The sequence below is a fragment of the Bradyrhizobium denitrificans genome, from assembly GCF_013179005.1.
GTDB classification, from domain to species: Bacteria; Pseudomonadota; Alphaproteobacteria; order Rhizobiales; family Xanthobacteraceae; genus Bradyrhizobium; species Bradyrhizobium denitrificans.
In genome coordinates, this window is sequence record NZ_JABFDP010000019.1 from 138790 (window position 1) to 155642 (window position 16853).

General features: G+C 65.2%; 15 protein-coding genes and 1 riboswitch. Of the genes, 9 read left to right on the top strand and 6 right to left on the bottom strand.

The features are described 5' to 3' along the window. Positions 1–2: 2 nt before the first annotated feature. A complete protein-coding gene (alaS, locus tag HL671_RS22005; RefSeq protein ID WP_172238562.1) occupies positions 3–2693 on the bottom strand; it encodes an alanine--tRNA ligase in 2691 nt (896 codons plus the stop codon). A gap of 181 nt (positions 2694–2874) precedes the next feature. Then, positions 2875–2986: riboswitch (glycine riboswitch) on the top strand. Positions 2987–3132: 146 nt separating this feature from the next. Here alaS and gcvT point away from each other — a divergent pair. The 3 genes from gcvT (at position 3133) to gcvP (ending at position 7746) form a co-directional block, all read left to right on the top strand. After that, positions 3133–4287, top strand: a complete 1155-nt coding sequence (gene gcvT / locus HL671_RS22010) for a glycine cleavage system aminomethyltransferase GcvT (RefSeq protein ID WP_172238488.1) — start codon at positions 3133–3135, stop codon at positions 4285–4287. 25 nt (positions 4288–4312) lie between these two features. Then, positions 4313–4678 (top strand): glycine cleavage system protein GcvH, encoded by a 366-nt coding sequence (gcvH, locus tag HL671_RS22015; protein WP_172238491.1) that lies wholly within the window; start codon positions 4313–4315, stop codon positions 4676–4678. 194 nt (positions 4679–4872) lie between these two features. Next, positions 4873–7746 (top strand): aminomethyl-transferring glycine dehydrogenase, encoded by a 2874-nt coding sequence (gene gcvP / locus HL671_RS22020; RefSeq protein WP_172238494.1) that lies wholly within the window; start codon positions 4873–4875, stop codon positions 7744–7746. On the opposite strand, the gene HL671_RS22025 is transcribed toward gcvP, so the two are convergent. Both HL671_RS22025 and recA read right to left on the bottom strand, forming a co-directional pair. Then, positions 7725–8804: a DUF1835 domain-containing protein gene (locus HL671_RS22025; RefSeq protein ID WP_172238497.1), complete on the bottom strand. Its 1080-nt coding sequence runs from the start codon at positions 8802–8804 to the stop codon at positions 7725–7727. The two genes, gcvP and HL671_RS22025, sit on opposite strands and share 22 nt — an antisense overlap. Positions 8805–9094: 290 nt before the next feature. After that, positions 9095–10183 (bottom strand): recombinase RecA, encoded by a 1089-nt coding sequence (gene recA / locus HL671_RS22030; RefSeq protein WP_012045380.1) that lies wholly within the window; start codon positions 10181–10183, stop codon positions 9095–9097. A 451-nt stretch (positions 10184–10634) separates the two neighbouring features. Between recA and HL671_RS22035 the strand changes: the two genes are divergently transcribed. The 4 genes from HL671_RS22035 (at position 10635) to HL671_RS22050 (ending at position 12794) form a co-directional block, all read left to right on the top strand. Further along, positions 10635–10988: a hypothetical protein gene (locus tag HL671_RS22035; RefSeq protein ID WP_041750887.1), complete on the top strand. Its 354-nt coding sequence runs from the start codon at positions 10635–10637 to the stop codon at positions 10986–10988. Positions 10989–11625: 637 nt separating this feature from the next. Then, positions 11626–11838 (top strand): hypothetical protein, encoded by a 213-nt coding sequence (locus HL671_RS22040; RefSeq protein WP_012045382.1) that lies wholly within the window; start codon positions 11626–11628, stop codon positions 11836–11838. Positions 11839–12234: 396 nt separating this feature from the next. Then, positions 12235–12474, top strand: coding sequence for a DUF6894 family protein (locus HL671_RS22045; protein ID WP_012045383.1), 240 nt, complete (start codon positions 12235–12237; stop codon positions 12472–12474). Positions 12475–12656: 182 nt separating this feature from the next. Next, a complete protein-coding gene (locus HL671_RS22050; protein WP_172238317.1) occupies positions 12657–12794 on the top strand; it encodes a hypothetical protein in 138 nt (45 codons plus the stop codon). Positions 12795–12809: 15 nt separating this feature from the next. Here the strand turns inward: HL671_RS22050 and HL671_RS22055 are convergent, their stop codons facing one another. Together HL671_RS22055 and HL671_RS22060 are read right to left on the bottom strand one after the other, a co-directional pair. Further along, positions 12810–13040: a hypothetical protein gene (locus tag HL671_RS22055; protein ID WP_172238500.1), complete on the bottom strand. Its 231-nt coding sequence runs from the start codon at positions 13038–13040 to the stop codon at positions 12810–12812. 129 nt (positions 13041–13169) lie between these two features. Continuing rightward, entirely contained in the window at positions 13170–13466 is a 297-nt protein-coding gene (locus HL671_RS22060; RefSeq protein ID WP_012045386.1) for a hypothetical protein, read from the bottom strand. A 237-nt stretch (positions 13467–13703) separates the two neighbouring features. Between HL671_RS22060 and HL671_RS22065 the strand changes: the two genes are divergently transcribed. Then, positions 13704–14144 carry a PaaI family thioesterase gene (locus HL671_RS22065; protein WP_172238503.1) on the top strand — a complete coding sequence of 147 codons (441 nt, stop codon included), beginning with the start codon at positions 13704–13706 and terminating at the stop codon, positions 14142–14144. A gap of 144 nt (positions 14145–14288) precedes the next feature. Beyond that, on the top strand, positions 14289–14540 hold the full coding sequence (locus HL671_RS22070; RefSeq protein ID WP_012045388.1) for a PilZ domain-containing protein: 252 nt from the start codon (positions 14289–14291) through the stop codon (positions 14538–14540). A gap of 107 nt (positions 14541–14647) precedes the next feature. Here HL671_RS22070 and HL671_RS22075 read toward each other — a convergent pair whose 3' ends face one another. Then, a complete protein-coding gene (locus HL671_RS22075; protein WP_172238506.1) occupies positions 14648–16693 on the bottom strand; it encodes a pyrroloquinoline quinone-dependent dehydrogenase in 2046 nt (681 codons plus the stop codon). Positions 16694–16853 lie beyond the last annotated feature (160 nt).

The following is a 16853-nucleotide window of genomic DNA, read 5'->3' on the forward strand; positions in this document are numbered from 1 at the left end:
GATCAGCCCGCCCTGCTGATCGCGCTCTCGATCGCGGCGAGCGCGGCCTCCGCCTTGGAACCATCGGGACCGCCGGCCTGGGCCATGTCGGGACGGCCACCGCCGCCCTTGCCGCCCAGCGCCTCCGATGCCGCGCGCACCAGCTCGACCGCGTTGAAGCGCGCGGTGAGATCGGCGGTGACACCGACGACCACGCCGGCCTTGCCGTCCTCGGCGCGGCCGACGATGGCCACGACGCCGGAGCCGAGCTGCTTCTTGGCCTCGTCGACCAGCGACTTGAGATCCTTCATCTCGACGCCCTCGACGGCGCGGGCCATCAGCTTGACGCCGGCGACCTCACGGATGCCGGAAGCGGACCCGCCGGCCGCGGCGCCGCCGCCCATCGCAAGCTTCTTGCGCGCATCCGACAGCTCGCGCTCGAGCTTCTTGCGCTCCTCCATCAGCGCCGCGATGCGCGCCGGCACCTCGTCGACGGTGGTGCGCAGCTCGGCCGCGGCGGCCTTGGCGAGCGAGAGATTGTGGTTGGCATGGGCACGGGCGCCGCGCGCCGTCAGCGCCTCGATGCGGCGAACGCCGGATGACACCGCGCTCTCCGAGGTGACCGCGATCAGGCCGATATCGCCGGTGCGCTTGACGTGGGTGCCGCCGCACAACTCGACCGACCAGCCCATTGCATTGGAGGCTTGCGCATTGGAGGCCTGGTCGCGCGCGGCGTTGCCCATCGAGACGACGCGAACCTCGTCGCCATATTTCTCGCCGAACAGCGCCCTTGCGCCGGCCTCGCGGGCGTCGTCGAGCGCCATCAACCGGGTCGTGACCTCGGCATTCTCCAGCACGACGTCGTTGGCGATGTCCTCGACGCGGGCGAGTTCCTCCGCCGAGATCGGCTTGGGATGGGCGAAGTCGAAGCGCAGCCGGTCGGGCGAGACCAGCGAGCCGCGCTGCGCGATGTGGTCGCCAAGCACCTGGCGCAGCGCCTCGTGCAGGATGTGGGTCGCCGAATGGTTGGCGCGGATCGCGGAGCGGCGGCCGTGATCGACCTCAAGCTGCAGCGCGGCGCCGAGCTTGAGCGTGCCCTGCTCCACGGTGCCGATATGCACGAACAGGTCGCCGGCCTTCTTCTGGGTGTCGGTGATGCGAACGCGAACGCCATCGCCGCTCATCACGCCGGTGTCGCCGACCTGGCCGCCGGACTCGCCATAGAACGGCGTCTGGTTCAGCACGATCGCGCCGCTCTCGCCGGCCTTGAGGCCGTCGACCTCGGCACCGTCCTTGACCAGCGCGGTGACGGCGCCCTCCGCCGTCTCGGTCTCGTAGCCGAGGAACTCGGTGGCACCGAGCTTCTCGCGCAGCGGGAACCAGACATTCTCGGTCGCCGCCTCGCCGCTTCCGGCCCAGGCCGCGCGCGCCTTGGCGCGCTGACGCTCCATCGCGTCGGTAAAGGAGGCCTGGTCGACACTGATGCCGCGCGATTTCAGCGCGTCCTGGGTGAGGTCGAGCGGGAAGCCATAGGTGTCGTAAAGGGTGAAGGCGACGTCGCCGTCGAACATGTCGCCCTTCTTGAGGGTGGACGACTTCTCGTCGAGGATCGCAAGGCCGCGCTCCAAGGTCTTGCGGAAGCGGGTCTCTTCGAGCCGCAGCGTCTCCTTGATCAGCGCCTCGGCGCGGATCAGCTCCGGATAGGCCTGGCCCATCTCGCGGGTCAGCGCGCCGACCAGCTTGTGCATCAACGGCTCGCGGGCGCCGAGCAGCTGGGCGTGGCGCATCGCGCGGCGCATGATCCGGCGCAGCACATAGCCGCGGCCTTCATTGGAGGGCAGCACGCCGTCCGAGATCAGGAACGACGAGGCGCGCAGGTGGTCGGCGATGACGCGCAGGCTCGCCTTCTGCGGGCCCTGCGGATCGGCATTGGTGAGGTCGGCGATGGCGCGGATCAGGGCGACGAACAGGTCGATGTCGTAATTGTCGTGCTTGCCCTGCAGCACCGCGGCGACGCGCTCGAGGCCCGCACCGGTGTCGATCGACGGCTTCGGCAGGGGATTGCGGACCCCGCCCTCGAGCTGCTCGTATTGCATGAACACGAGGTTCCAGATCTCGATGAAGCGGTCGCCATCGGCCTCCGGCGAGCCAGGCGGGCCACCCCAGACCTTGTCGCCATGGTCGTAGAAGATCTCCGAGCACGGGCCGCACGGGCCGGTGTCGCCCATCTGCCAGAAATTGTCCGAGCCCGCGATGCGGATGATACGCGACTCAGGGAGGCCCGCGATCTTCTTCCAGAGGCCGAACGCCTCGTCGTCGTCGATATAGACGGTCGCGGTCAGCTTGTCCTTGGGGAGACCGAACTCCTTGGTAACGAGCTTCCAGGCGAGCTCGATCGCGTTCTCCTTGAAGTAGTCGCCGAAGGAGAAGTTGCCGAGCATCTCGAAGAAGGTGTGATGCCGGGCGGTGTAGCCGACATTGTCGAGATCGTTGTGCTTGCCGCCGGCACGAACGCATTTCTGCGACGTGGTGGCGCGGTGGTACGGCCGCTTCTCTACGCCGGTGAAGACGTTCTTGAACTGCACCATGCCGGCGTTCGTGAACATCAAGGTCGGGTCGTTGCGCGGCACGAGCGGCGAGGACGGCACGATCTCGTGGCCGTTCGCGGCGAAGAAGTTGAGGAAGGTCGACCTGATCTCGTTGACGCCGCTCATAGCAATCCAATCGAAGAAGTCCGGGAATTCGGCGGCATTGCTTTTAGACAAGCGGACTTCGCCTGTCCAGAAACTGTGCAGAAACATCATGGGCTTGCTGCACGGCTCCTAAAGCTGGTTGAAAGCCAGCGTGACGCGTTGACAGTTCGCGCGCCCTGGTGTTTGGTCGGCGGCGTTGACGACAGTCGCGTCGGGAGAGACCGCTCTCTTGAGGTTCTGCTTGAACTTCAAGGATCGGCGCCGAAGGAGCAACCGCCCCGGAAACTCTCAGGCAAAAGGACCCTCGCGACTGCTACTGCATCTGGAAAGAGACGCTGGCCGGGCCTGATCCCGGGAAGTGTCCGCCGACGGGATAATACTCTCAGGCACAGCGACAGATGGGGCTTCGGTGGCGTTTTTCGGGACTGGTCCCGAGGAACCGCGCGAGGACCCCTGATCCATGGCTGAACCCGTTGCTACTCCCGCCTCTCCTCTCAAGCGAACGCCGCTTTATGCGCTGCATGTCAGCCTCGGCGGCAAGATGGTGCCATTCGCGGGCTATGAGATGCCCGTGCAATACGCGCCCGGCGTGCTCAAGGAGCACCTCCATACCCGCGCCGCGGCTGGACTATTCGACGTGTCCCATATGGGCCAGGTCGCTGTGGTGCCGAAATCCGGCACAGTCGCCGACGCCGCAGCCGCGCTGGAACGGCTGGTGCCGCAGGACATCATCGGTATTCCGCCCGGGCGCCAGCGTTATGCCCAGTTCACCAATGCCGAGGGCGGCATTCTCGATGACTTGATGGTGGCGAATTTCGGCGAGCATCTGGTGCTGGTCGTTAACGCTGCCTGCAAGGACGCCGACATTCAGCTGCTGCGCGACGGACTTTCGGGCGTCTGCGACGTGCAGCCTCTCGCCGACCGGGCGCTGCTGGCGTTGCAAGGCCCGAAGGCAGCGTCCGTGCTGGCGAAATTCTGTGCGGACGCCGAGGCCATGCGGTTCATGGATGCGGGGCCGCGCAACGTCGACGGGCTCACCTGCTACGTCTCGCGCTCCGGCTATACCGGCGAGGACGGCTACGAAGTTTCGGTCCCGGCCGACAAGGCCGAGCAACTCGCCGAAGCGCTGCTGTCCGACAAGGACGTGCTGCCGATCGGGCTCGGGGCCCGCGACAGCCTGCGGCTCGAAGCCGGGCTCTGTCTCTATGGACATGACATCGACACGGCTACGACGCCCGTGGAGGCGGCGCTGGAATGGTCGGTGCAGAAGGTCCGCCGCAGCGGCGGCGCCCGTGCGGGTGGCTTCCCGGGCGCGGGCAAGATCCTGGCGCAGTTCGATAGTGGCGCGGCCCGCCGCCGCGTGGGTCTGAAGCCCGAAGGCCGCGCGCCGGTCCGCGAGGGCGCGACGTTGTTCGCGACGGCCGATTCGGCCGAGCCGATCGGCAAGGTGACCTCCGGCGGTTTCGGTCCGACGCTGAATGCACCGGTCGCGATGGGCTATGTGCCGACCGCTCTCTCCGCACTGGACACCGTGCTTTTCGCCGACGTGCGTGGCCAGCGACTGCCGCTGCGCGTCGCCGCCACGCCGTTCGTTCCCAACACCTACAAACGTTGACCCTGCAAAGCGCTGAAGGACGTCCATGACCACGCTCTACACTTCCGACCATGAATGGCTCAGCATCGAGGGCGATGTCGCCACCATCGGTATCACCGATTTCGCGCAGGCCCAGCTCGGCGACGTCGTCTTCGTGGAACTGCCGCAGGTCGGCCGCGCGCTGAAGAAGACGGAGGCCGCCGCCGTGGTCGAATCGGTCAAGGCCGCCTCCGACGTCTACGCGCCGATCACCGGCGAGGTGGTCGAGGTCAACCAGGCCATCGTCGACGAGCCCGCTTTGGTCAACACTGACGCCGGCGGCAAGGCCTGGTTCTTCAAGCTCAAGATCGCCGACAAAAGCGAGCTCGGCGGCCTGATGGATGAGGCCGCGTACAAGGCGCACACGGCGTGAGACCTCTGCGGGCCACCACACCCGCCATCATGCCCCGCGCAGGCGGGGCATCCAGTACTCACACCAGCGGCAGCGGTCGACCAGAGACGCCTCGGCGTACTGGATCGTCCGCTGCAGCCTGTCCACGGGCTCGCCGCAGGCGAGACCGTGGGACGGACGATGACACCAACTTTGGATCTTCCAGCGAGGCCCTCATGACCACGCCGCTCAAGCCGCTCGATGATGCCGCCACCAGCTTCGCCCGCCGCCATATCGGTCCATCGCCCCGTGATGTCGCGGCGATGCTGGAGACCGTCGGCGCCAAGAGCGTCGCCGAATTGATGGCGCAGACCCTGCCCGGCACGATTCGCCAGGCCACGCCGCTCACGCTCGAACCGGCCTTGAGCGAGGTCGAGGCGATCGGCCACATGCGGGCGCTGGCCGCACAGAACCAGGTGTTCACCTCGCTGATCGGCCAAGGCTATTCCGGCACGATCATGCCGGCGGTGATCCAGCGCAACATCCTGGAGAACCCGGCCTGGTACACGGCCTATACGCCGTATCAGCCCGAGATCAGCCAGGGCCGGCTTGAGGCGCTGTTCAACTTTCAGACCATGATCTGCGACCTCACCGGGCTCGACGTCGCCAACGCCTCGCTGCTCGACGAGGGCACTGCGGCGGCCGAGGCGATGGCGCTCGCCGAGCGTTCGGCGCGAGCCAAGACCAAGGCGTTCTTCGTCGACAGGAACGTGCATCCGCAGACGCTGGCCGTGCTGCGCACCCGCGCCGAGCCGCTGGGCTGGCAGCTGATCGTCGGCGATCCGGTCAAGGATCTGGACGGCGCCGAGGTGTTCGGCGGCCTGCTGCAATATCCGGAGACCACGGGCGCGCTGCGCGATCCGCGCGCCGATATCGCCAAGCTGCACGACAAGGGTGCGCTGGCGATTCTCGCCGCCGACCTGCTGGCACTGACGGTGATCGCCTCGCCCGGCGAGCTCGGCGCCGACATCGCGATCGGCTCGGCGCAGCGCTTCGGCGTACCGATGGGCTATGGCGGACCGCATGCCGCTTATATGGCGGTGCGCGACGCGCTGAAGCGGTCGCTGCCCGGCCGCATCGTCGGCCTCTCGGTCGATTCGCGCGGTGCTCCCGCCTATCGCCTGGCGCTGCAGACCCGCGAGCAGCACATCCGGCGCGAGAAGGCGACCTCGAACATCTGCACCGCGCAGGTGCTGCTCGCGGTGATCGCCGCGATGTACGCGGTCTATCATGGTCCCGACGGGCTCAAATCGATCGCCCGGACCGCGCATCGCCGGGCTGCAGTGCTGGCCGCCGGGCTGCGCAAGCTCGGCTTCGCACCGGCGAGCGACAGCTTCTTCGATACGGTCCTCGTCGAGGCCGGCGCCAAATGCGATGCGATCATCACGCGTGCGGAAAGCCAGCGGATCAATCTCGGGCGCGACGGCAGCCGGCTGCGGATCGCGCTCGACGAGACCACGACGGCCGATGTCGTCGAAGCCGTCTGGCGCGCCTTTGGCGGCGAGCTCTCCTACGCGGCCATCGAAGCCGAGGCGCGCGACGCTGTCCCGGCCGAGCTGAAGCGGCAGCGGCCGTTCCTGACCCATCCGGTGTTCCACGCGCATCGCTCCGAAACCGAGATGCTGCGCTATCTGCGCAAGCTCGCCGACCGCGATCTCGCGCTCGACCGCGCGATGATTCCGCTCGGTTCCTGCACGATGAAGCTGAATGCGACCACCGAGATGATTCCGCTGACCTGGCCGGAATTCTCCAGCCTGCATCCGTTCGTGCCGCGCGCGCAGGCCGCCGGCTATCACACGATGTTCGCCGATCTGCAGGACTGGCTGTGCCGGATCTCCGGCTATGACGCGGTGTCGCTGCAGCCGAATTCGGGCGCACAGGGTGAATATGCCGGCCTGCTCGCGATCCGCGGCTATCACGCCGCACGCGGCGAGGGTCATCGCACGATCTGCCTGATCCCCTCCTCCGCCCACGGCACCAACCCGGCCTCTGCGCACATGGTCGGCATGGAGGTCGTCGTCGTCGGCTGCGACAGCAACGGCAATGTCGATCTTGCCGATCTCAAGGCCAAGGCCGAGCTGCACAGCGCCAAGCTCGCGGCGATCATGATCACCTATCCCTCGACCCACGGCGTGTTCGAGGAGCATATCCGCGACATCTGCGACATCGTCCATGCCCATGGCGGCCAGGTCTATCTCGACGGCGCCAATCTCAATGCGCAGGTCGGCCTCTCCCGGCCCGGCGACTACGGCGCCGATGTCAGCCATTTCAACCTGCACAAGACGTTCTGCATTCCGCATGGCGGCGGCGGCCCGGGCATGGGCCCGATCGGCGTCAAGGCGCACCTGGCGCCGTTCCTGCCGGGTCACCCCGCGACCGACGCCGCGACGCCGTCTCCCGTCGGACCGGTCTCGGCCGCTCCCTACGGCTCGGCCTCGATCCTGACCATCTCCTACATCTACATGCTCCTGATGGGCGGCGAAGGCCTCACCCGCGCCACCGAAATCGCGATCCTCAACGCCAATTACGTGGCGGCGCGCCTGGATCCGCATTTCCCGGTGCTCTATCGCAACGAACGCGGCCGCATCGCGCATGAATGCATCATCGATCCCAGGCCGCTGAAGCAGACCTGCGGGGTGACCGTCGACGACATCGCCAAGCGCTTGATCGACTATGGCTTCCATGCGCCAACGATGAGCTTCCCGGTGGCGGGCACATTGATGATCGAGCCGACCGAGTCGGAATCGAAAGCCGAGCTCGACCGCTTCTGCGATGCCATGATCGCGATCCGCAAGGAGATCGCCGCGGTCGAACAGGGCCGTTTCACCATCGAGGCCTCACCGCTGCGCCACGCGCCGCACACGGTGCACGACATCGCCGATGACGATTGGAACCGCGCCTATCGCCGCAGCGAGGGCTGCTTCCCCGAAGGCACCTCGCGCACCGACAAATATTGGTGCCCCGTCGGACGCGTCGACAATGTCTATGGCGATCGCAACCTGGTCTGCTCGTGTCCGCCGATTGGCGACTACGCACAGGCCGCGGAGTAAGCCTCCTCACGCATGTCCCAAGAGATCGCACACCACGGCTCGCGACAATCAATGAGGTCAGGCATGCCGGGATCCGGCGCGACGAGCACCGCATGCCAACGCCAGAGATTGGCGTTGGTCAATTCGGTGCCGCCCCACCAGCGCCGGATCGGATTATGGCTGCTGAAATCCTCCTCGCCGGCGAGGATTGCCTTGCCGAGCGGTGTCAGCGACAGGGTGCTGGCCGTGTAGCGCTCGAGGCTTTCACGGCGGTCGTGCATCTCGACCGAGAATGGCCATTCGGCAAGGCCGGCAATTGCAGGCACCCGTGCCAGCGCCAGACCGTCGAGCAACGTGCCTCCTTCCCAATAGTCATAGACGCGGCGTTGAAAGCGATCCCGATGATGCGGCAACAGGTCGAACGGGTGCTGATAGCCGGCTGACAGCAATTCGAGGATTCTCAGCTCCGATGCTCCGAGGCCCGTCGCAACACCGGGAAGCTCATCGAGCATCTCCTGCACGCAGCGGCGAAGCTGCGGCAGCGCACTGAGATCCTGCTTCAACAGATCGGACCAGGCTTGCGGCGTCGGCGCACGAAACGCCTGCCATGCCAGATGACCCAGGTCGAGATGCGCACGTGCAAGCTCGACGCCGGCCATCATCCGACCGGCGCGTCGCCCGGCCGGGGCATCGAATAGCGGGACATCGACATGCCGCAATACGATCTTCGTCGCGATCTCCGCGTGATCGCGCAGATAGTCCAAGAGCCAAATCAGCACCAACTGGTCGTTCGGACGGGTCCCCATCCACAGTTCGACGCTATCGCAACGGTCGACAAGTTCGAGAAAACTGTGACTTCGGCCGCCGACCGCCTTGAAGTCGCCACGCGAGGCGAAGTCCAACCAATGCCCCCGCTTCCGTCGCGCGGTGCGCTGGGCGAGATTGGCCGACAACTCGGCGTCGGATGGCAACGGTCCCCACACGAAACGATGGAGAATTGGTACCACCAGATCGGCAAAGCCGCTCCTCCGAAGCGCTCCGGCGCTGGGATCGTCAGCCACTAGAAACAAACGCGTCATGCTGTTGGCTCCGGGACGACCTGATTGGCTCAAGGCGCGAGCAACACGTTCGCGATCGACGCCCGACGCCCAGGATTGGCGTCGGAAATCGCAACGCCGCCGCGCGGATCCGGTCCGCCCGCGCGCACTTTAAGTTAGTCGCGTTGAAGATCTTATCCGGCGCTCAGAAACGGATACTCGCGGCACTCGGGAACGCAGCAGCCGCGGTTTTCGATAGAGCACCACACATCTGCAAGCGGGCGCCGGAACGTCGGCTACTCACGTCCACGGCCCCCGCCGCCGTCGTCCCCCTACTCCTCCGCCGGCTCCTCACCGTCGGCATCGCGCTCCGCGTTGCCGGCCAGGATCTGCTCGGCGATCAGGCCGGAGTTCTGGCGGATCGCGGCCTCGATCTTCGCCGTCATATCGGGGTTGGCCTTGAGGAACGACTTCGAATTCTCGCGCCCTTGCCCGAGCCGCTGGCTGTCATAGGAGAACCAGGCACCGGACTTCTCGACGATGCCGGCTTTGACGCCGAGATCGAGGATCTCGCCCATCTTCGACACGCCCTCGCCATACATGATGTCGAACTCGACCTGCTTGAACGGCGGCGCCAGCTTGTTCTTGACCACCTTGACGCGGGTCGTGTTGCCGATCACCTCATCGCGCTCCTTGATCGCGCCGATGCGGCGGATGTCGAGACGGATCGAGGCGTAGAATTTGAGCGCGTTGCCGCCTGTGGTGGTTTCCGGCGAGCCGTACATCACACCGATCTTCATGCGGATCTGGTTGATGAAGATCACCATGGTATGGGACTTGTTGATGGAGGCTGTGAGCTTGCGCAGCGCCTGACTCATCAAGCGGGCCTGCAGGCCCGGCAGCGACTCGCCCATCTCGCCCTCGAGCTCGGCCTTCGGCACCAGCGCCGCCACCGAGTCGACCACCAGCACATCGACCGCGCCGGAACGAACCAGGGTGTCACAGATCTCCAGCGCCTGCTCGCCGGTATCCGGCTGGGAGATCAGCAGCTCGTCGATGTTGACGCCCAGCTTGCGCGCATAGACCGGATCGAGCGCATGCTCGGCATCGATGAAGGCGCAGATGCCGCCCTTCTTCTGAGCCTCGGCGACGGTGTGCAAGGCCAGAGTGGTCTTGCCCGACGATTCCGGCCCATAGATCTCGATCACCCGCCCCTTCGGCAGACCGCCGATCCCGAGCGCGATGTCCAGCCCGAGCGAACCGGTCGACACCGTCTCGACATCCATCGAGCGGTCGTTTTTGCCCAGCTTCATCACCGAGCCCTTGCCGAACTGACGCTCGATCTGGGACAGCGCAGCGGAGAGCGCCTTACTCTTATCCATTGAGGAACCTTCGACGATACGCAGGGCGGTGGCGGACATTGGCGCTCCTTATGGCGGGGATTCGCGGGATGGACAAATGGTTAACGAGGCCGGGCAACAATCTTGAGGTGAATGTACCCGATCTGTTCTTTGTTCGCAATATGTTCTTTCTCGCATTCGGGGGCATTTACAGCTTCGGCTCATAGCGCCCCGAGAGAGCCAGTTGCCCTGGTCGCTGGACATCCCGAGCCTGAGCCAGACCGGCGCGCGCTCGCGCCCGGCAGTACGCACCGGTTCCCAGCGCCAGGGCTGCCCGCTGAGGCACAGGCGCTGCGCGGGGGCATGATCGGCGGGCGCTGATCAGGACAAGACCGCAGGCTCGGTGCCACATCTCCCCACCGAAGCAGATCGAACGACAATCACAGATTGAGACAATGACGAAAAACTTGCCGGAGCCGTGCCGTTCTGCTTGGTCTGGAGAGACCAGATCACCGGCCTCCCTTGAAACCACATGACCATCGCCAACCCGACGATCACCCTATGGCGCCCGGTGGGTCCGAAGGAACTCGCACTGATCGCGGCGTCGGGCATGCGTGCGTTTCCGCCGCGGCTGCCGGAGCAGCCGATCTTCTATCCCGTGCTGACCGAGGCCTACGCGGTGAAGATCGCGCGCGACTGGAACGTGCCGGCGAGCGGCAGCGGTCACGTGCTGCGCTTCGAGGTGCTGCGCACTTTCGTCGATCGCTATGAGGTACGCGAGGCCGGCGGACGCGATCATCTCGAGTACTGGATTCCGAGCGAGCACCTTGCTGAGTTCAATGCGGCCATTGTCGGTCCGATCGTGCTGGTCAAGACTTTTCCTTGAAACAACCAACTTCTGCGCGCGTGCGCTGACCGCACCTCCGTGGTTCTCCTGAGAAGAACGAAGTTCCAACCGCTCTTCTGCTTTTGTTCGGCTCGTAGCGCGTGCGACAGCTTATTTCTCGTGCAATCCGATCCGTTTCTGCCTGAGCTTCATCGGTCATGCGCTCCATGCGATGCGCCCCGCGCCCCCCTCAGCTTGTTCCATGGCCGCGATATGATGGTCAGCAGATAAAGCGCCGCAGGCCGCAAAGAGCGATCTCTTCCACGCCAGCCGAAAGGGATGGCCCCGGGGGCGGAACCGCGCGCTGCGCAACACTGACCCGCAAGTCGCTCTGGAGTGGATCGGACAACAAGCATTGTCATAAACTCTTGGTTGCGATATATGGGTTCGGTTGTCGGACACGAACAGATTTTTGATCAGCCCCGAATTTGTTTGTTTGTTGCGATGATAGCTGGCCGATATCAGCACATGATTTACGGCCGCGCTTTGTCACCTCTAGGCGCACGGCCCTGAAACCATCCGCGCCAAAGGGCGAGAGAAAGCCCCGGACCCCGTCCGGGGCTTTCGACGTTTTGGATCGTCCGCCTCCCCGCACGGTGTTGTCATACAGCCCGGCGCAATCCGCGCGGAACTGATCGTGCCGCTCGTGCATCATGAGGGGATGAAACAAGATGAGGTCATGTGCCTCTCCTGCAGAGCCGGTTTGCAGCGCATCGAACTGCGGTCATATGCGTGCCCACCGGGTGACGTGCGCTGCCCTCTATGCGACGCGCTGCTCGAAACGCCGGATGGTTCGACCGCCGTCGCGTACCGCCTGGCGGTCGCGCCGGAGCGGATCATCGATCGCTGAGACCGGTTGATGGCCCTGACTGTTTCGGGAAAACGCCGCGGCGGATGTGGTGTCGGTCCCCTATGCGACGAGCGTTGACCTGTCGCAAAGCATGCGCGCACGCCCTGTCATATAGTTGCAATTGTCATTGCCGAACTGCCCCGTCGGGAAGCTACGACGTTGACGCGGAGCCTCGGACCGCCGCGGTCCGAGGCTCACTTGTTTCAGTTCACAGGCCGCCCAAGATTACAGCAGATCAGGGGTGAGGCTTCACCGCGGACACGTTTCCGCTGTGCCGGTGCGGTCGTCATCGACCGTATTTTACCGGAATTGATCCGATTGGGTTTTCCGCATCCATTTACCCTGCGTTCATCAAACCCAGCGGCCTGGGGCGGTCAGGGGTCAACGGTTTTGGCAATGCCGCTCTATTTCTTTCGTATCCGTAATGGCCACTTCTCCGGCGCGTCCGAGTATGGCACCGAATGTGCCGATCGGAATGCAGCCTGGAAAGAGATGACCACTGTCTGCGCCGACATGGCGAGCAGCATCTCGCGAAAGCTTGCCGAAAACTCCGAATGGCAGATGGAGTTGCTCGACGAAGCGAGGCAGCCCGTATTCCGGATCAGGATCGTCGCGGAATCCCTCGATCAGGCGTGATAGCGGCCATTCATATCTCCCAGGTAGAAACAGCAATTGAGATTCAATCATTGCCTGTTGCGAACGTAGAGCGACCGGCCATTCTTCGTGAGACTTTGATTTAGATCAAAATGCCTGTTCCCGTCCTGGCAGACATTTAAATTTGTATGGGTAATCTGATCTTCAAATGTCCGCGAACCGGGATGAACGTGCAGCATTGGCTGGAAGAGCCGAAGCCGGGCGACCCGGCCTGCGCGTATGAAACGGTGGTCTGCAAGGCCTGTACCCGGCTTCACTTCATCAATCGCGACACGCGCAAACTGCTGGGCGAAAAGGAATGATCGTCTCGCAGCGGCTCAGTCGGCGCTCGGCAGGCGCCGCATCGTAAACTCGATGGCCCCGTCGGGCAGCTCGCGCCAGCTTTCGACGGCGCTCATATAGCCCGCCTTCGGATATCGGGTGAGATAGTCGCGAGCCTTGGCGCGTGCTTCCTCGCGCGGCAACTTGAACGTGTCACGGACATAGCCGTCGCCCTTACGGCGCCGGGCCGCCATCCGGCTGGCAATGTCACGCGGACGCAATCCCATCGACGAACTCCAGCGCGTTACACCCCGTCAATATAGACGAGGCCGCACGGAATCCGAGTCCGGCATACTGCCACCCGGGCCTATCGCCGATCTTGCCTGGACGGCACAGGCGGCCGAGTGCGGCAGCGCTCAGTTGGTCGTAGGGTTCGCCTTGGGCTTCTTGGCTGCCGTGGTCTTCACGGCCGGCGCCGTTTTCGGCTGTTCCACGGCGCGAACATTGCCCCATGGGTCAGCGGAGGTCTTGGCGTCGGGGATCTTGCGCATCGTGTCCTTGTAGGCCTTCTCGCGCGCCGCCTCGGCTTCCTTCTCCTCAGGCGTCTTGGAGGGACCGTCAGCGAGAAGATTGATGTTCGGCATCTGCGCCACGGCCGGGACAGCCCAGCCAGCAGCCACGGCGAGCGCCATCGTCACAATCAGCTTCTTCATTGGTTACTCCCGATAGTGGCGGGCCTTATAGCATCGCTTCGCCATGCGCCAAGTCTTTCGCCCTGCGCCAAGCCACGCCGCCGCGCCGAATCCGGCCATCCACTGCCGGCTGTCATCGGCCCGCCATTCATCATAGGATTCGAACTCCGGCCTTTTCAAGCCGCCAGCCTGCGGCAATCGGTCGGCTGCCCGCCCGATCAAGGCTGGCGAAATGACACGACATGGGAGGCTCCGTACGTGCCGACTGACGCCCTGAACTTCACCCTCGACGACGCGCGCCGAATCCTGGACGACGTGTTCGCGCCCTGGATCAAGGATCTTGCCTTGACCGTGGAGGACATTGCGCCGACGCCGCAGGGCGAGCCCGGCGCTATTCTGCGCATGCCGTTCTCGTCACGTCTGTGCCGGGACAATGGCGTCGTCTGCGGACAGGCGCTGATGGCCTTCGCCGACACTGCGATGGTGATCGCCATGGTCACGGCGAATAGCGGCTACCGGCCGATGACCACGGTCGACCAGACCACGCATTTCATGCGCGCGGTCGCCTCCTCCGATGTGCTCGCCGATGCGCGCGTTGTCCGACTCGGCCGCACCATGAGCTTCGGCCGTGTCACGCTGACGAGCGCCACTGACGGCAAGCCCGTCGCGATGGTGTCGAGCGCATTCGCGATGCTCTGATCCGGGAAGCTACGGGCGTTAACAGAAGATGAAGATCGCATGTCGATCTTCGCGAGCCGCATTTATCTCGATGAAACCCGGCCCTGGTTTATTTTAGGCGCATTTGAAGCGAAAGGCGGCGCCAAGCGGCATCGGGTTACGGCCATGAGCGAGACAGACGAGAAACGGATCGCACCCCGGCACCGGGTGCTGAAGCAAGGCAGGCTGGCGTTCGACGGCGGCGGCGCCGTCGATTGCATGGTCCGCAACATGTCGAATACCGGCGCGCGCGTCGAGGTTGTCAATCCGGTCGGCCTGCCCGGAGCCTTCACGCTGGTGATCCCCTCCGACAAGTTCACGCGGCGCTGCCATGCGGTGTGGAGCCACGACAAGCGGATCGGCGTCGCATTCGACTGACCGCGCGTAGATCATGACGCGTTTCCGCAGACGCGCATCACGATCTCATCGCTCTTTTTGAGCATGATCTCGTCGGAGAGCCAGTCTTCATCTTTGCGGATCATGCGCTAGGCGCGCCGGCGACGTCGACGCCATTGCCACCATGCCAGCAGCAGCGCGGCGAGGACGAAGCCCGCCATCATCGCGCTACCGGCGAGCCGGCCGCCCGGCCTGTCGATGGTGCGGGACCAGAGGGACGGCGACTCGCCAACCCGCGCCAGCCGAAACGCCACGACGCCGTCGCCGAGCGTCGTGCCCGCCTCGGAATGGCCGCCCGCGGCGATCACCACATATTGTTCGCCCTTCCACTGATAGGTCATTGGATTGGCGACACCAGGGGCCGGCAGCCGCCCCTGCCACAGCTCCTCGCCCGAGCCCGCATCGAAGGCGCGCAAATACGCATCCATCGCGCCGGTGAAGATGAGTCCCCCGGCGGTGACGACGAGGCCGTTCACGAGCGGGGTCCCCCATTTGAAGGCCAGCCCGAGTGGCGCGCGGTCTTCCGTGGTGCCGACCGTTGACCGCCAAAGCACCTTGCCCGCCTTGAGGTCGAGCGCGACCATCTCCCCCCAGGGCGGCCGGTTGCACAATAGGCCGAGTTTGGACATCGCGATCGCCCGCGTCACGGCGAAGGGCGCGCCGCGCTGCAGACCCAGTTCGATCCCCGGCTGTGATCGCATGCGGTCGGCCTGGTCACGCGGGATCAGCCTGACGATGTGAATGGCCCGACTGACATTGGCGTAAAGGATCTGGCGGACGGGATCGAACGCCGCGCCACCCCAATTCACGCCGCCGCCGGTCATCGGATAGATCAACGTGCCTTGCGTGGTCGGCGGCGTGTAGAGGCCATCATTCCGTAACGGCGCGAGCTGATCCTCGCAGGAGGAATCGACGAAGCGCGGCACGACACGGAAGATGTCCTCCGATGTGAAACGCTGCGCGAGCAGCGGCGGCAGATGGGTCGGGAATGGCTGCGTCGGCGACAGCCGTTCGCCATCGACAGCGCCCTGCGGCACCGCACGCTCCTCCACCGGCCAGATCGGCGCTCCCGTGTCGCGATCGAGCACGAACACGAAGCCCTGCTTGGTGGGCTGCATCACGACGTCGCGCGCGCCCTGCCCGGTCTCGAGTCTCGCCAGCGTCGGTTGCGCCGGCAAATCGTAGTCCCAGACGTCGTGATGCGTGGTCTGAAACGACCAGACGAGCGCGCCGGTCTCGATCCGCAGCGCGACGACGGAGTCGGAGTGGCGATTGTCGCCGGGACGCGCGCCACCGAAGAAATCGGGGCTTGGCGAGGACGTCGGCAGGAACACGAGACCACGTTCGTCATCGACCGACATCGGCGCCCACACATTGGCGTGGCCGGCCGTGATGCCGTCATGGATCAACGGATCGAAGCTCCATCGCAACGCGCCGGTGCGCGCATCGAAGCCACGCACCGTGCCGGGGGGCGCCGCGACTCGCTGATTGTCGGCGATCGACGAGCCGACCACGACCATATTGCGGCCGACCGCCGGCGCCGAGGTGATCTGAAACTCGCCCGGCCAGAGCAGGTCCGTCCCGAGGTCGATACGCACCTCTCCGCCGACGCCGAAGCCCGCGCAGGGCCGGCCCGTCCGGGCGTCCAGCGCAATCAGCCGCGCGTCGACCGTGCCCATGAACAGCCTGCTGCGGCAGACCGCGTCAGCCGGCGCCTGCGCATCGACCCAGTGAGCGACGCCGCGGCAGGCGTATCGATTGGCCGGCCTCAGATCGTTCGCGAGCTTCGGATCGAAGCGCCATTTCTCGACGCCCGTGCCAGGATCCAGCGCAATCACCTCGTTGAACGGCGAGCAGAACACCAGGCTGTCGTCAATCAGCAGCGGCGTCGCCTCGAATTTGGTGCGCAGGGCCGCTGCAGGCGGCCGGACCGTGCTGTCCCCGGTGTGGTAGTCCCAGGCCCGCACCAGCTTGTCGACATTGGCCGGCGTGATCTGCGCCAGCGGTGAGAACCGCGTGCCGCCAGCATCACCGCCCCATTGCGGCCACGCCCGCGCCGAGGCAACCGCCGCCTGCACCAAAAGGCCGTGCGCCACGATGACAACAATTGCGATCGCATCCCGACGTAACGCCATGTCTTTTCCCTTGTCGCGAACAACGCCGCGAGCGGCGCGCAGCACCATGATGCTGGCGGCAAGCCCGGCGTCGACATCAATGGGACGGGCGGCGGAGCCTGCGGGACGAGCGGAATCATTGCGGGGCGGCTGGCAGACCCACCGGGATCGCTGGATGAGG

Bases quoted from the DNA above. Each gene is read 5' to 3' on its own strand.
- alaS (WP_172238562.1), bottom strand. From the start codon at position 2,693: ATGAGCGGCGTCAACGAGATCAGGTCGACCTTCCTCAACTTCTTCGCC.
- gcvT (WP_172238488.1), top strand. From the start codon at position 3,133: ATGGCTGAACCCGTTGCTACTCCCGCCTCTCCTCTCAAGCGAACGCCG.
- gcvH (WP_172238491.1), top strand. From the start codon at position 4,313: ATGACCACGCTCTACACTTCCGACCATGAATGGCTCAGCATCGAGGGC.
- gcvP (WP_172238494.1), top strand. From the start codon at position 4,873: ATGACCACGCCGCTCAAGCCGCTCGATGATGCCGCCACCAGCTTCGCC.
- HL671_RS22025 (WP_172238497.1), bottom strand. From the start codon at position 8,804: ATGACGCGTTTGTTTCTAGTGGCTGACGATCCCAGCGCCGGAGCGCTT.
- recA (WP_012045380.1), bottom strand. From the start codon at position 10,183: ATGTCCGCCACCGCCCTGCGTATCGTCGAAGGTTCCTCAATGGATAAG.
- HL671_RS22035 (WP_041750887.1), top strand. From the start codon at position 10,635: ATGACCATCGCCAACCCGACGATCACCCTATGGCGCCCGGTGGGTCCG.
- HL671_RS22045 (WP_012045383.1), top strand. From the start codon at position 12,235: ATGCCGCTCTATTTCTTTCGTATCCGTAATGGCCACTTCTCCGGCGCG.
- HL671_RS22050 (WP_172238317.1), top strand. From the start codon at position 12,657: ATGAACGTGCAGCATTGGCTGGAAGAGCCGAAGCCGGGCGACCCGGCC.
- HL671_RS22055 (WP_172238500.1), bottom strand. From the start codon at position 13,040: ATGGGATTGCGTCCGCGTGACATTGCCAGCCGGATGGCGGCCCGGCGC.
- HL671_RS22060 (WP_012045386.1), bottom strand. From the start codon at position 13,466: ATGAAGAAGCTGATTGTGACGATGGCGCTCGCCGTGGCTGCTGGCTGG.
- HL671_RS22070 (WP_012045388.1), top strand. From the start codon at position 14,289: ATGAGCGAGACAGACGAGAAACGGATCGCACCCCGGCACCGGGTGCTG.
- HL671_RS22075 (WP_172238506.1), bottom strand. From the start codon at position 16,693: ATGGCGTTACGTCGGGATGCGATCGCAATTGTTGTCATCGTGGCGCAC.